The 14283-nt window shown below is 40.5% G+C and carries 14 protein-coding genes; 10 read left to right on the top strand and 4 right to left on the bottom strand.

Annotated elements, in window-relative coordinates; genetic code table 11:
- Positions 1–9 precede the first annotated feature (9 nt).
- Both murD and mraY read right to left on the bottom strand, forming a co-directional pair.
- Positions 10–1227 carry a UDP-N-acetylmuramoyl-L-alanine--D-glutamate ligase gene (gene murD / locus B9N66_RS05840; protein WP_087580293.1) on the bottom strand — a complete coding sequence of 406 codons (1218 nt, stop codon included), beginning with the start codon at positions 1225–1227 and terminating at the stop codon, positions 10–12.
- 8 nt (positions 1228–1235) lie between these two features.
- On the bottom strand, positions 1236–2300 hold the full coding sequence (gene mraY / locus B9N66_RS05835) for a phospho-N-acetylmuramoyl-pentapeptide-transferase (RefSeq protein ID WP_087580292.1): 1065 nt from the start codon (positions 2298–2300) through the stop codon (positions 1236–1238).
- Between the two features lie 79 nt (positions 2301–2379).
- Here mraY and gpmI point away from each other — a divergent pair, with 79 nt between their 5' ends.
- Genes gpmI through argS form a run of 6 tightly spaced genes read left to right on the top strand, consistent with a single transcriptional unit; the run spans position 2380 to position 8586 of the window.
- Positions 2380–3843 carry a 2,3-bisphosphoglycerate-independent phosphoglycerate mutase gene (gene gpmI / locus B9N66_RS05830; protein WP_087580291.1) on the top strand — a complete coding sequence of 488 codons (1464 nt, stop codon included), beginning with the start codon at positions 2380–2382 and terminating at the stop codon, positions 3841–3843.
- 4 nt (positions 3844–3847) lie between these two features.
- Positions 3848–4609: a flagellar biosynthetic protein FliR gene (gene fliR, locus B9N66_RS05825; RefSeq protein WP_087580290.1), complete on the top strand. Its 762-nt coding sequence runs from the start codon at positions 3848–3850 to the stop codon at positions 4607–4609.
- A 57-nt stretch (positions 4610–4666) separates the two neighbouring features.
- Positions 4667–6109, top strand: coding sequence for a hypothetical protein (locus B9N66_RS05820; protein WP_087580289.1), 1443 nt, complete (start codon positions 4667–4669; stop codon positions 6107–6109).
- A complete protein-coding gene (gene gmk, locus B9N66_RS05815; RefSeq protein WP_087580288.1) occupies positions 6110–6721 on the top strand; it encodes a guanylate kinase in 612 nt (203 codons plus the stop codon).
- Positions 6722–6771: 50 nt separating this feature from the next.
- Complete coding sequence (tatA, locus tag B9N66_RS05810; protein ID WP_054197075.1) at positions 6772–6993, top strand: twin-arginine translocase TatA/TatE family subunit; 222 nt, start codon at positions 6772–6774, stop codon at positions 6991–6993.
- Positions 6994–7002: 9 nt separating this feature from the next.
- Entirely contained in the window at positions 7003–8586 is a 1584-nt protein-coding gene (argS, locus tag B9N66_RS05805) for an arginine--tRNA ligase (RefSeq protein ID WP_087580287.1), read from the top strand.
- Positions 8587–8677: 91 nt separating this feature from the next.
- Here argS and B9N66_RS05800 read toward each other — a convergent pair whose 3' ends face one another.
- A complete protein-coding gene (locus B9N66_RS05800) occupies positions 8678–9613 on the bottom strand; it encodes a sugar transferase (protein ID WP_087580286.1) in 936 nt (311 codons plus the stop codon).
- 103 nt (positions 9614–9716) lie between these two features.
- Between B9N66_RS05800 and B9N66_RS05795 the strand changes: the two genes are divergently transcribed.
- Positions 9717–10700 (top strand): YeiH family protein, encoded by a 984-nt coding sequence (locus B9N66_RS05795; RefSeq protein WP_087580285.1) that lies wholly within the window; start codon positions 9717–9719, stop codon positions 10698–10700.
- On the opposite strand, the gene nadD is transcribed toward B9N66_RS05795, so the two are convergent.
- Positions 10684–11565: a nicotinate (nicotinamide) nucleotide adenylyltransferase gene (gene nadD, locus B9N66_RS05790; RefSeq protein ID WP_087580284.1), complete on the bottom strand. Its 882-nt coding sequence runs from the start codon at positions 11563–11565 to the stop codon at positions 10684–10686. The two genes, B9N66_RS05795 and nadD, sit on opposite strands and share 17 nt — an antisense overlap.
- A 79-nt stretch (positions 11566–11644) precedes the next feature.
- Here nadD and gap point away from each other — a divergent pair, with 79 nt between their 5' ends.
- The 3 genes from gap to B9N66_RS05775 all read left to right on the top strand — a co-directional run.
- Positions 11645–12643, top strand: coding sequence for a type I glyceraldehyde-3-phosphate dehydrogenase (gene gap / locus B9N66_RS05785; protein ID WP_087580283.1), 999 nt, complete (start codon positions 11645–11647; stop codon positions 12641–12643).
- A 16-nt stretch (positions 12644–12659) separates the two neighbouring features.
- The gene (locus B9N66_RS05780; protein WP_087580282.1) at positions 12660–13862 is read left to right on the top strand and encodes a phosphoglycerate kinase; all 1203 of its coding nucleotides are present in this window, start codon (positions 12660–12662) and stop codon (positions 13860–13862) included.
- The coding region (locus B9N66_RS05775; RefSeq protein ID WP_141083435.1) for a triose-phosphate isomerase at positions 13859–14283 on the top strand (425 nt) is incomplete at its 3' end. The genes B9N66_RS05780 and B9N66_RS05775, both read left to right, overlap by 4 nt.

The following is a 14283-nucleotide window of genomic DNA, read 5'->3' as shown; positions in this document are numbered from 1 at the left end:
CTTGTAAATTTAAAGCGCCTTTATAAACTCTTTAAATTTATCGCCTCGCTCGGCATAGCTCTTAAACTGATCAAGGCTCGCAGCTGCCGGGCTAAGAAGTGCTATCTCGCTGGTCTTTAGCTCTTTATTTATCTCATTGACAGCATTTTGCAAAAAATCGCATTTCAAAGCTGGTATGCCAAATTTAGCCGCTAATTTCAAGAGCTTATCACTATTTGAGCCAATGGCGTAAATTTTTACTCTTAAGCTCTTTAAGCCTTCAAAAAGTGGCGTCATATCAACACCCTTATCATCGCCACCAAGTATTAGATGTATGAAATGATCTTTGTAGCGTTTAACGGCCTGTATGCTCGCGTCTATGTTGGTCGCTTTTGTGTCATTGACCCAGATTCTGCCATTTGCGTCGCTAAATTCTTCAAGCTTGTTTGCCTCGATGACGAAGGTATTTAAAAGTGCGACATCGCAGCGGTCAAATAAAATTTTCTCCACCGCGAGTGCTAGCAGCGCATCAAGCAAAAATGGCGTTTTAAAATTTATATCATCTACGCTTACACCACAAAATTTAGCTAGATCGCTCTCGTCTTTGTAAGCGATCACTTTTGCCTTTGTTGGTGTGCTGGCGTAAATTTCTGGCACTATCGCCACGCTACTTTCGCTCATGCTAGCAAGCGGCTTTAGCTTAGCCTTTTCGTATTCGCTCATATCGCCATGCCAGCTTAGATGGTCTGGAGTGATCGGCAAAAGCACGTAGATACCAGGTGTAGCGTGATTTGTGTAGTGAAGTGTAAATGAGCTAGTCTCAAGTATCCAAATTTTAGCGTTTGAGTCTAAATTTGCTAGTGCGATACCAACATTACCGCCCATGACTGAGCCCTTGCTCTCTAGTAGGTGCTGGGTCATCTTGGTTGTCGTAGTCTTGCCGTTTGTGCCGCTTATCCAGATGTTAAATGGCAGATTTTCTTTATAAATTTCATAAAAATAGTCATACTCGCTTACCAAATTTCTAGCTTTTTTAATAAGCTCGTGATGAGGCGGGATACCAGGACTTGGTATCTCTAGTCCGCTTTTTGCTGGATCAAATTCGCTAACTGGCAAAAGGGTGTTGCCAAACTCATCTTTTGAAATTTCACTAAATTTATCATCATAGATATCCCAAAATCCATCTTTTATAAAATTTTTAGCGATCGCCTTTATCGTGCCACCGTAGCCAAATAGCGATTTTCTCATGACTTTCCTTATCTGATCTTTAGCGCAGTTAGTGCGATTAGGTTTGCTAAAAGCGCGATGATCCAGAAGCGAACGATGATCTTATTTTCCGCCCAGCCTTTTATCTCAAAATGGTGATGTATAGGCGCCATGAGAAAAATTCTACGTTTGAAAATTTTAAAGCTGCCCACTTGTAAGATAACGCTTAGAGTTTCAACCACAAATATGAGGCCGATGATGATGAGTAAGATTTCATTTTTTGTCGCAACGCCCATAAAACCGATATATGCTCCAACGCTTAAGCTACCGCTATCGCCCATAAAGACTTCGGCTGGATGGCAGTTAAACCATAAAAAGCCCATTAATGAGCCAATTAGGGCTGAAGAGACAACAACGCTTTCACCAACACCTATGATCTTTGGCAAGAGTAAATATGAGCTAAAGACAGCGTGTCCGCAGATATAAGCAAAAACGCCAAGTGTTAAAAGTGAAAATATCGATGGCACAGTAGCTAGCCCGTCAAGCCCGTCTGTTAAATTTACTGAATTTGAAGCAGCGACTATGACCAGTGTCCAAAAGAAAATGGCAAAAATTTTTAAATCTAAAATAGGTTGCTTAAAAAAAGGTAGATAAAACTCGGTGCTAAGTTCGTGACTTGCATATAAAAAAACAGAAATTACAAAGGCTATTAAAAACTGAAAAAATAGCTTTGCTTTTGGGCTTAGGCCGGCGTGATTTTTTGCTCCTAAAATTTTACTGTAATCGTCCTTGTAGCCAAGCAGTGTAAAGCAAACTAGGCAAAAGAGCGATGTTAAGACAAATACGTTATCAAGCCTTGCGCAAATTATCGTGGCGATCACAGCTGTAAAGACAAAAACAAGTCCGCCCATGGTCGGTGTTTTGGCCTTTTTTTGGTGAGTTTGCGGGGCAAGCTCATAGATAGGTTGGGCGGCGTTTTTTGCCTTTGCCCAAGTGATAAATTTGGGCATCAAATAAGTTGTGAGTGCAAAAGCGATGAAAAAAGCGATACCAGCACGGACGGTGATGTATTGAAAGATATTAAAATTTAAAATTTCATAGATATAGTAAAACATGAGAGCCTTTATTTTAAAAAAAAGCAATTTTAGTATAATGGCCTTAAAAATTATCTAAATTTAAGGATAAATTTTCAAAATGAGTCAAAAAACTATACTGATAATAACTGATGGCATTGGATTTAACAAAAACAGCGAATTTAACGCATTTAATGCTGCCAAAAAACCAAACTATGATAGATTTTTTACTGAAATTCCAAACTCGCTCATAAAAACTTCCGGAAATGCTGTTGGGCTACCTGAAGGACAGATGGGAAACAGCGAAGTAGGGCATATGTGCATAGGAAGCGGACGAGTTTTATATCAAAATTTAGTCAAAATTTCACGCAGCTTTGTTGACGGCTCGATAGCAGAAGATGAAGCATTAAAAGCTCTTTTTAAAAAGTGCAAAAGAGTCCACGTTATAGGGCTTTATAGCGACGGCGGTGTGCACTCTCATATGGAGCATTTTGATGGGATGTGTGAGCTTGCCAGTAAAAATGGCTGCGAGGTTTTTGCCCACGCTATCACAGACGGACGTGACGTCAGTCCAAATAGTGGCGTAAATTTTATAAAAAGCTTGGAGGCTAAATTTAAGGTAGCGACCGTTTGTGGAAGATTTTACGCAATGGATAGAGATAAGCGCTGGGAGCGCATAAAAGAAGCCTATGAGAGTTTAGTAAATGGAGCAAATTTAAGCGCTTTAACGCCAAGTGAGTATCTACAAAAAAGCTATGATGAGGGTGTGACTGACGAGTTTGTAAAGCCTGCAAGCTTTAATGGTTTTAAAGGCATAGGTGAAGATGATGGAGTGATTGTTATAAATTTTAGAAATGATAGAGCAAGAGAGATATGTGAGGCGCTAGGAGGTGAGAAATTTAGCGAGTTTGAGCGACCTTTTGCTATCAAAAATTTAATCACCATGACCGAATACGACGCAAATTTTAAATTTGAAGTACTATTTAAAAATGAAAAGATAAAAAACACTTTAAGCGAGGTCATAGCAGCGGCTGGACTAAGGCAGCTTCACACGGCTGAGACTGAAAAATATGCCCATGTAACATTTTTCTTTAATGGCGGCGTCGAGGAGCTAGCTAGTAACGAAACTAGGGTGCTCATCCCTAGTCCAAAGGTCAAAACCTACGATGAAAAGCCAGAGATGAGCGCTGCAGAGGTTTGCAAAGCTGTGCTAAAAGGTATGGATTATGAACAAGACTTCATCGTAGTAAATTTTGCAAATGGCGATATGGTGGGCCACACTGGCAACTATGATGCAGCTATAAAAGCAGTTGAAGCAGTGGATACGGCTCTTGGAGAAATTTACACTAAAGCAAAAGAGAAAAACTATGCGATGATCATCACGAGTGATCACGGAAACTGCGAAGAGATGCGCGATAGCAGTGGTGAGCTACTGACAAACCACACAACTTATGATGTCTTTTGTTTTGTGATGGCTGATGGCGTAAAAAAGGTAAAAAATGGCGGTCTAAACAACATCGCTCCTAGTGTTTTAAAGATCATGGGGCTTGAAATTCCAGCTGAGATGGACGAGGCGTTAATATAAAATAATGGAACTAGTCGAGTTTTTTGGAGCAGATAAAGTCATAACTTTCATGCTCCTTTTTGCACGTCTTAGTGGGCTTATCGTATTTTTTCCATTTTTTTCTCACAATCAAATCCCACTTAGTGTAAAAACTTTGCTAGTTTTCGCCCTTTGTGTCGTGCTTTTTCCGCTCTCACATGCTCATGAGCATGCTATAAATTTTTTGATTATGGAAATTTTAACTGAGGCTATGCTTGGACTTTGTGCTGGACTTTTGCTAAATATCGTTTTTGCCATACTTCAAATGGCTGGCGAGCAAATCTCGATGATTATGGGTTTTTCGATGGCTTCAGTGCTTGATCCGCAAACTGGTACAAATTCGCCAGTAATTGCAAATATTCTAAATTTCATCGCACTTCTTGCATTTTTGATGCTTGATGGGCACCATTTAATATTGCAGTTTTATTCCACTTCTCTTTCTGCTATACCGCTTGGGGATTTTTATCCAAGAAGCGGTGTGATGAGCTACGCCCTAAAGCTTTTTGGCAATCTTTTTATGTTTGGATTTGTTCTGGCTTTTCCTATTATCGCGCTTTCTATACTTTCAGATGCTATTTTTGGCATGCTTATGAAAACCATGCCACAATTTAACCTATTGGTTGTTGGCTATCCTATTAAAGTGAGCATTGGCTTTTCGGTTTTGATAGCTATTTTAGCCGGCATTATAAAAATCATAACTGATATGATGGTGCAGATTTTAAACGATATGCCAGCACTATTTTTTTAAGTAAATAGCAATGAAATTTATCATAGAATACAGCCTCAAGCTCTTCAAGGAGGGATCATGAAAGTTGCACTTGTAAACAAAAACCCAGCAGTTTCTCGCCTTATAACGTTAAGTTTAAATAAGCTAGGCATAGAATATAGCGAATTTGACGATGTTAATAGTGTTGGCGATCAATTTGATTATATTATCATCGATAGTGATATGGATAGCAGCGATGTTAATTTAAATCAAAAGATAATGTATCTAGCACCTAGAGGCGGTGAAAAGCCTGATTTTGCTGATGTTATGCTTGAAAAGCCCTTTTTACCAACAGAATTTATTAGTTTATTTGAACAAAACAGAGATACTGACAATGATAAAGAACTTGAGCTTGGACTAGATGAGTCTGCAAATTTTAATGACTTTGACGAAAGCAATAAAAACTTTGATGATTTAGAAAATTTTGAGCTTCCAGAAATTGATATGGGACTTGAAAATTTAGCAAAAGAAGATGATGAGGCAGATAAATTTGATAATGAGGCTTTAGATGATGAGTTTTTAAAAGAGGAGCTAAGTGAACTAGAGACCGAGGATTTAAAGGATAAAGATATCAGTTTTGATGAAACAGACACTGAACTCATAGATGATGATATGATAAATGACATAGCTAGCAAATATATGGCTGATTCAGAAGATCTGGATAAATCCTTAGAGCAAAACAATGAGCCGCCTGTGACAAAAGAAGAGCATAGCGATGACTTTGATGAGCTTAGTTCGCTTGTAGATGAGATAGATGATATGGGTGAGAGCGACTTGGCAGATGAAGAGGCTAAAAACGAGCTCGATAAAATGGTCGAGCAAAATTCTCAAAATTTAGAAACTGCCGAGCTTAATGAAGATTTTGTAGATGATATAAGCCAAAGTAAAAAAGAGCTCAGCGAGATCGAGTCTTTGGATAAAGAGCTAAACGAAGAATCTAGCGAAGATAGCGAAAATTTTGATGAGCTAGAGACTGATTTTGGTAATGATGAAAATTTTGAGCCTGAAAGCAGTGAGGTAAATTTGATAGATGAAGCTAGTCAAAATTTAGAGGAAGATAGAGATGAAGAATATACCAAAGAAGCAAAGGACATTTCTTTGGGCGAAGATATAGACCTTGAAAAAGAGCCAACTAAAGAAGATCATGGAGAAATTTCTGAAGAAGTCCTTGCTCAAGAAGATCTAGGTATGGTAGATGAGGTGTTTGAGGAAGAAAATTTTAAAGAAGAGACGTTGGGTAGCCCAAATTTTGATGTAGCGTCTATTGAAGAAATAGATGAAAATACGATGCAAGCAGCATTTGGATTAAATAATGCACCACAAACTAGCTCATGCGATGAAATAAAAATCGATGCTGACTATAAAGAAGAGCTAACCAAAAAGATCACAAAACACGTTCATGAGTCGTTAAATGAAAGCTCGCTAAGAGATGTGCTAAAAGATATGAATATAAAGATAAATATAAGTTTTGAGGAAAAGTAGTTGCAAGGACAAATTTTAGTAGTTTCTGGACCTAGTGGAAGTGGGAAAAGTACGCTTTTGGGCCGTATTTTAAAGGAAGAGAAGGATCTTTATTTTTCTATTTCAAGCACGACAAGGGCAAAAAGAGAAGGTGAAGTCGATGGAGTGGATTATTATTTTATAAAAGAAGATGAGTTTAAAAGCGGCATAGAAAAGGGCGAATTTTTAGAATGGGCGCAGGTGCATAAAAACTATTATGGAACGAGTCTAAAGCCTGTTTTGGCAGCACTTGAGGCTGGGAAGATAGTTATATTTGATATCGACGTACAAGGCTTTCACATCGCACTTGAAAAATTTAGAAGCTACATAACTTCAGTTTTTATCACAACTGCAAATAAAAAAGAGCTTAAAAAACGCTTGAAAAACCGCGGAACTGATAGCGACGAAACGATAGAAAATCGCCTAATGAACGCAGTTGGCGAGATGGAGCACATCTTAGAATATGATTATTTTTTGGTAAATGATGACATTGAAAAGAGTTATAAAGGCCTAAAATCAATTCTTAGAGCGATGAGGTTAAAAAGCACGAAAATAGATCTAAGACGCGTTATTGATGAGTGGATAGATTGCTAGAAATTCAGGAATTTATGATAACATTTTGAAAAATTTATTGAGGAGAAAAAATGGGTTCTTTTAGTATTGGTCACTGGCTAGTTGTTTTAGCGATTATTGTTTTACTTTTTGGAGCAAAGAAGATCCCAGAACTTGCAAAAGGACTAGGCAAAGGCATAAAGACTTTTAAGGCTGAGATGGAAGATACAACACCTGAAAAAAGTGAGAAAGTCGAGCATAAAGAAGAGAATGCCAATAGTCAAAAAATAGAAGAAACAACTAAAAACGCATAGGTTTTAGAGTTGAAAAATAAAATAAAAGCTGAAATTTCAAAGGTTTTAGAGCGTGAATTTGTGCTTGAAAAGCCAAAGGATAAAAATTTAGCCCACTATGCAACGCCACTTTTTAGCCTAGCAAAGGAGTTAAAAAAGTCACCAGCCATGATAGCTAGCGAGTTTGCTGATAAATTTAGTGATAGCAAAATAGTTGAAGCTAGTGCGGTAAATGGATATTTAAATTTCAAACTAAAAAGCGAGTTTTTAGATGAAATTTCGAAGCAAATTTTGCTAGATAGCGAAAATTTTGCAAAAGAAGATGTGAAAAAAGATAGCTATTTAATAGAATACATTAGCGCAAATCCAACTGGACCGCTTCACATCGGACACGTTAGAGGCGCAGTTTATGGCGATACTTTGGCAAGACTTGGCAAAAGACTTGGCTACGCTATCTCAACAGAATACTACATAAACGACGCTGGTAATCAAATTGACCTACTTGGCACTTCGATATCGCTTGCGGCAAAAGAACAGCTTTTTAACGAAAGCGTCGTCTATCCAGAGAAATACTACCGAGGCGATTATATTTTAGATATTGCTAAGCTTGCAAATGAGAAATTTGGCAAGGAAATTTTTTATGATGAGAGTAGAAACCTCGAGCTTGCCGAGTTTGGCAAGGATATAGTACTTGATATCATCAAAAAAGATTTGGCGGACGTTGGGATATTTATAGAGAGCTGGGCTAGTGAAAAGGCTCTTTATGACGGCCTAGAGCCAACTATAAACAAGCTAAAACGTTCAAATCAAATGTACGAAAAAGAGGGCGCTACTTATATCGCTTCAACCACGCTTGGCGATGATAACGATAGGGTTGTGATTAGAAATGATGGTAGACCGACATATTTAGCTGGCGATATCATCTATCATAACGCTAAATTTGAGAAAAATTTCGACCACTACATAAATATTTGGGGTGCAGACCACCATGGATATATCGCAAGGCTAAAGGCTGCGATAAATTTCCTTGGATACGATGAAAGCAAGCTTGAAGTGATACTTATGCAGATGGTTAGCCTGCTAAAAGATGGCAAGCCATACAAGATGAGCAAGCGCGCTGGTAATGCCGTGCTAATGAGCGATATCGCAAGCGAGATCGGTGCTGAGGCACTTAGATTTATCTTTATAAGCAAGGCAAATACGAGTAGTTTGGAATTTGACGTAGATGAGCTTAAAAAAGAGGATAGCTCAAATCCTATCTTTTATATAAACTATGCTCATGCTAGGATAAATCAAGTCTTTGCAAAGGCTGGGAAAAATGTTCAAGATATAATCAATGCTGACTTTGAATGTCTAGATGAAAATGCGAAAAATTTACTTTTTGAGGCACTAGTCTTACCTGAAATTTTAGGGGACGCTTTTATCTCAAGGCAGCTTCAAAAGATCCCAGATTATCTGAAGTCACTAGCTGCTAGTTTTCATAAATTTTATAACGAAAACCGTGTGGTTGGAAATGAAAACGAAGATAGCTTACTAAAAATATTTGCAGTTGTCGCTATCTCGATAAAAACAGCATTTAATATAATGGGAATTACAGCTAAAGATAGGATGTAGAATTTGTATTTATTCTGACTAAATGCAACAAAATTAAATTTGAAAAAAGGTTTATTTAAAAATATCTCAAACTCATGATTCTCTTGAGAATTTAAATACCTTTTTTCTCAAATACAATCGCAATGGTTTTTACTATGATCTTTATCTCCAGCCAAAGCGACCAGTGTTTGATGTAGTAAAGATCATACATTAGTTTTTGTTTGGCGTCGTGTGTATTCGAGCCATAAGGGTAGTTTACCTGTGCCCAGCCGGTAATCCCTGGGCGGACGATGTGGCGTTCATTGTAGTAAGGGATCTCTTTTTCAAAGAAATTTATCCAGTGCCTTCGCTCAGGTCTTGGCCCTATTAGATGCATTTGCCCTCGAAAGACATTTATGCACTGTGGCACCTCGTCTATACGAGTTTTTCGCATAAATTCGCCAAACTCAAATACTCTCTCATCATTTTCGCTAGCAAATTTTGCCCCATCTTTCTCGGCATCTTCCATCATCGAGCGAAATTTTATGCACTCAAATTCCTTGTTGTCCAGCCCAACCCTACTTTGTAAAAAGTAAAGGCTTCCAGGTGATTGCTTGTCTATCTTTCTCTTTACATAAAATTTTAGACCAAAAAGTAAGATAAAAAGTATTAAGCAGCTTGCATAATCGATCATTCGCTTGAGTGCGTAATCAAAAGCACCATAAGGCCTTATTTCATCTAAAAAATTAAGGTTTTCGCCATTTTCTGGGATATAACATTTGTGTAGATAAATTTCTAAAAAATTCTCTACGTTTAGAAATTTTATTTTTTTATACTTCGTTTTAAACTGCAAAAGCGTGAGAAATCTCACCAGTTTGCCATCAACCGGCTTTGCGGTATTTAGTACGATCAGCCTTTGATTACCTGATTTTATAAGATTTTCTAGTGCACTTCGCAAGGCTTTTGCGTCGCTATTTTCATGGGATAAAAAATTTACTTGACCAAATTTCTTTCTAAGCTTTTCTAGCTCGAGTTTGGTGAAAGTATATTTTTCGCCAAGGATGATCATAGGCCTATCCCTTTATCTTTATTTTAAATTTGCATTATAAAATTCGTCTAATTATACCCAAACGTGCTAATTGCATTTTTAAAAAATATATTAAGGTTAAAATATGTCTCATAAATTTCTTGCTGTGCTTGTTTTAGCGCTGATTTGCGGCGTTTCTTTTGCGCTCTCAAACACGATTTTAGCTAAATTTCACACCAGCCCGCTCATTATCTCTATCATTTTAGGCGCCATTTTTGCAAATCTTTTCACCAAACAGACACAAATTTTAAAATCTAGTGGCGTCGTAGCGATCGCTGGGAAGCAAATTTTAAGGCTAGGCATCATACTTTTTGGCTTTAACATAAGCCTTAGCGAGATCGCAAGTGTCGGCACTCTTGGCGTGATATATGCAGCTTTTATGGTCTTTGCGACCTTTTGTTTTGCACTTTTTACCGCTAAGGCTTTGGGGCTTAGCAAAGATAGTGCCGTGCTCATTGGCTCAGGGGCAAGCATATGCGGCGCAGCTGCTGTTATGGCTACTCAAAATGAGATAAAAGCAGACGCAAACAAGCTTGCTATCGCCATTTGCACGGTGGTGCTCTTTGGGACGATTGGTATGTTTATCTATCCATTTATCGCTAAATTTCTAGCTCTCACGCCACACCAAACCGGCTTTTTTATCGGTGGCTCACTTCATGAGGTAGCCCATGTAGTCGCAGCCTCAGCAGCATTTGATAGCACAGCAAGCAGCACCGCCGTCATCATAAAAATGCTTCGTGTCATCATGCTAGTACCATTTTTGTTTTTGCTAAATTTCTTAAATTTAAGCCAAAATAGTGGTGGCTCAAAGCTAAAGAGCATACCATGGTTTGCGCTATTTTTCTTAGTGGCGATCTGCGTTAGGTCTTTGCCATTTTTCCCTGAAAATTTGGTGCAAATTTTAAAGCTAGCAGCTAGCATCTGCCTTTGTGTTGCGATGTGTGCTTTGGGATTTGGGATAGATAGGAGTATATTTAAAGCGACGGGCAAAAAGCCATTTTTGCTAGCATTTTTTATATTTTTATGGCTTATTTGCTCTTCGCTTCTTTTTGTTAAGACTCTTTGCTAGTTTTTAGCTTTTGTAAAAACTCTTCGATGTTGTATTTTGCTCTGTATGCCGGGCTTAAAAGATGTACTAAGATGTCGCCAAGGTCCATCACGATCCAATCAGGCGAGCTCTCAGTGCCTATAAATTTTTCTCCAAGAGGTTTAAGCTCCTCTTTTAGATCCTCGCTCAGCGAGTAAGCGTGTCTCTCGCCAAGCGTTGTAGCGATAACTACGGCTTTTACGAAATAATCATCTTCACTCATATCAAACACTTGTATCTCTTCAGCCTTTTTTGCGTCTAAAACCTTAACTATACTTTCGGTGCGCTCTTGCATCGATCTCTCTTGCATTTTTAATCCTTGGTAAAAATTTATAACTTCATCTTTTATCTCGCTAGGTAGCTCATCAAGCCCCTTTTGGTGCCTGATCTGTGACGAGCTAACATCCACGTGCACGTCCATTTTTTGTAAATTTTGTGGAATTTCTATGTGATTGCGCTTGGCGATCACAAACTGCACTAAGCTTTTTAGCTCCTCGTACCCGTGCCATTTATCAAGTGTGGCTAGGTGGTCAGCGCCTATTATGAGATAAAATTTTTCTATCTTGAATTTCTCATACAAATACTTAACCGTCTCTATGGTAGGCACTGGGCGAGCTAAATTTATCTCATAGTCAGAAATCTCGACCTTCTCTAGGTCGCCCCAAATTTCTCTTATCCACTTTAGGCGAAGCTCTGGCGGAGCTGAAAATTCGCTCTTAAAGGGGCTTATAAAAGTTGGCATGATGATGAGCTTGTCGATATCTAGGCCACTTAGTGCCATTTTCACAATGCTATCGTGTCCTAAATGAACCGGATCAAAGCTCCCGCCAAAAAGTGCTAACTTCATCTATTAAAGTGCCTTGTTTATATTTGTTTTAAAATTCTTTTTTGTAGAATTAGGCGTAATTATATCAAAAGGAGCTAAGATGTCAGTTAAAGTAGCAATAAACGGCTTCGGGCGTATCGGCAGGTGCGCTGCTCGTATTATTTTAGAGCGAAACGACGTTGAGCTTGTCGCTATCAACGACACGGCGACGCGCGACATGACGCGCTATCTGCTCAAATACGACAGCGTGCACGGCGAATTTAAGCAAGACGTTAAGGTGATAAGCGACGATTTTATAGAAGTAAACGGCAAAAAGATAAGAGTTTTTTCAACAAGAGATCTAAACGAGCTTAGCTACGCAGACTACGGCGTGGACGTGGTTTTGGAGTGTACTGGCAAGTTTTTGACCACTGAAAAATGCGAACCGTATCTAGCTCGCGGCATCAAAAAAGTCGTCATGAGCGCTCCTGCAAAAGATGACACGGCGACGTTTGTAGTGGGCGTAAACGACGATAAATACGCAGGCGAAGCGATCGTTTCAAACGCAAGCTGCACCACAAACGGCCTAGCGCCTGTCGCAAAGGTGCTAAACGATAAATTCGGCATCGTAAAAGGGCTCATGACTACGATCCATGCCTACACCAACGGACAGAGCCTAGTAGACGTGAAGGCCAAAGACTTCCGCCGCTCGCGCGCTGCAGCTCTAAATATCGGGCCTACGACCACCGGAGCTGCAAAAGCGATCGCTAAAGTACTTCCCGAACTAAACGGCAAGATGCACGGACAAAGCGTGCGTGTACCGGTCGCTAACGTCTCTATGGTCGATCTAACGGCGGTTTTAAAAAGACCGGCTAGCAAAGAGGAGATAAATGAGGCGTTTAGAGCGGCTGCTGAGTCAAATTTAAAGGGAATTTTATTCGTCGATGACGATTATAGAGTAAGCAGTGACTTTTGTACGAGCGCATACAGCAGCATCGTAGCCAGCGACACGACGCAGGTCATCGCTGATGATATGGTGAAGGTCTTTGCGTGGTACGACAATGAGTGGGGCTACTCGACAAGGCTTGTGGACCTAGCTAAGATCGTGGCTACGAAGTAAATTTAAAGGGTGAAAAATGAGTGAAATTTTATCGATCAACGACCTTGAACTTAACGGCGCGAAGGTATTTGTTAGGTGCGATTTTAACGTGCCGATGGACGAGTTTTTAAACATCACCGACGACCGCCGTATCCGCTCGGCGATACCAACTATCCGCTACTGCCTAGATAACGGTTGCAGCGTGGTTTTGGCTAGCCACCTAGGACGCCCTAAAAACGGCTTTGAGGAGAAATTTTCGCTGCGAGGTGTGGCAAAGAGGCTTTCAAGGTTGCTTGATAGAGACGTGATATTTGCCGAGGACGTCGTCGGCGCGGACGCCAAAGCCAAAGTCGCCGCGCTAAAACCGGGCGAAATTTTACTTCTTGAAAATTTACGCTTTGAAAAGGGTGAAACCAAAAACGACGAGGCTTTGGCAAAGGAGCTTTCTGAATTTGGAGAATTTTACATAAACGATGCGTTTGGCGTCTGCCACAGAGCGCACAGTTCAGTCGAGGCGATTACTAAATTTTACGACGAGAAGCACAAGGCGGCGGGATTTTTGCTACAAAAAGAGATAAATTTCGCTCAAAATCTCATCAAACACCCCGCGCGCCCGTTCGTAGCGGTCGTGGGCGGCAGTAAGGTTAGCGGCAAGCTGCAAGCCCTGCATAACCTGCTTCCGCGCGTGGATAAGCTGATAATCGGCGGCGGCATGGCATTTACATTTTTAAAATCGCTCGGCGAAAATATCGGAAATTCGCTGCTCGAAGAAGATCTTATCGACGATGCGCGCGAAATTTTACGCAAGGGCAGGGAGCTTGGCGTTAAAATTTACCTGCCCGTAGACGTCGTCGCAGCCCAGACCTTTTCGGCCGAAAGCGCCGTAAAATACGTCCCAGCTCAAGAGATCCCAAATGGCTGGATGGGGCTAGATATCGGACCAGCGTCGATTAGGCTCTTTAAAGAGGTCATCGCCGACGCGCAAACCATCTGGTGGAATGGGCCGATGGGCGTTTTTGAGATGGATAAATTTAGTAAAGGCAGCATCAAAATGAGCCACGCCATCATCGACACTCACGCGACTACGGTCGTTGGCGGCGGCGATACGGCCGACGTCGTCGAGCGCGCGGGAGATGCTGATGAGATGACCTTTATCTCCACGGGCGGAGGTGCTAGCTTGGAGCTTATCGAGGGCAAGGAGCTACCTGGCATAAAACCGCTTAGAAAGGCTGCGGAGTGAGGTTTTTAGCAAATTTGAAGTGCAATCACACGAGAGCTAGCTTTGCTAAATACGCTGAAATTTTAGACGCAAATTTAAGCGCAAACGACGACGTGACGGTATTCCCCCCGTTTAGCGCGCTTGATGGCGCGGCTCATAAATTTAAACTCGGCGCGCAAAATTTCTACCCATGCGAAAGCGGCGCTCACACCGGAGAGATCGGTAAGGCGATGCTGGACGAGTTTGGCGTAAAAAGCGTGCTGATCGGGCACTCCGAACGACGCGAGCTTGGCGAGAGCGAGGAGCTTTTGCGAGCTAAATTTGATTTTGCCGTAAAGGCGGGCTGGCAGATCGTCTACTGCATTGGCGAAAATTTGAGCGTGAACGAAGCTGGCGGCACGAAGGAGTTTTTGGCGGAACAGCTAAAAAATATCGACCTTGG

It is taken from the genome of Campylobacter concisus (assembly GCF_002165775.1).
Taxonomy (GTDB): domain Bacteria; phylum Campylobacterota; class Campylobacteria; order Campylobacterales; family Campylobacteraceae; genus Campylobacter_A; species Campylobacter_A concisus_E.
Note: the sequence above shows the minus strand (reverse complement) of the source record. Positions and strands in the feature narration are given on the sequence as shown.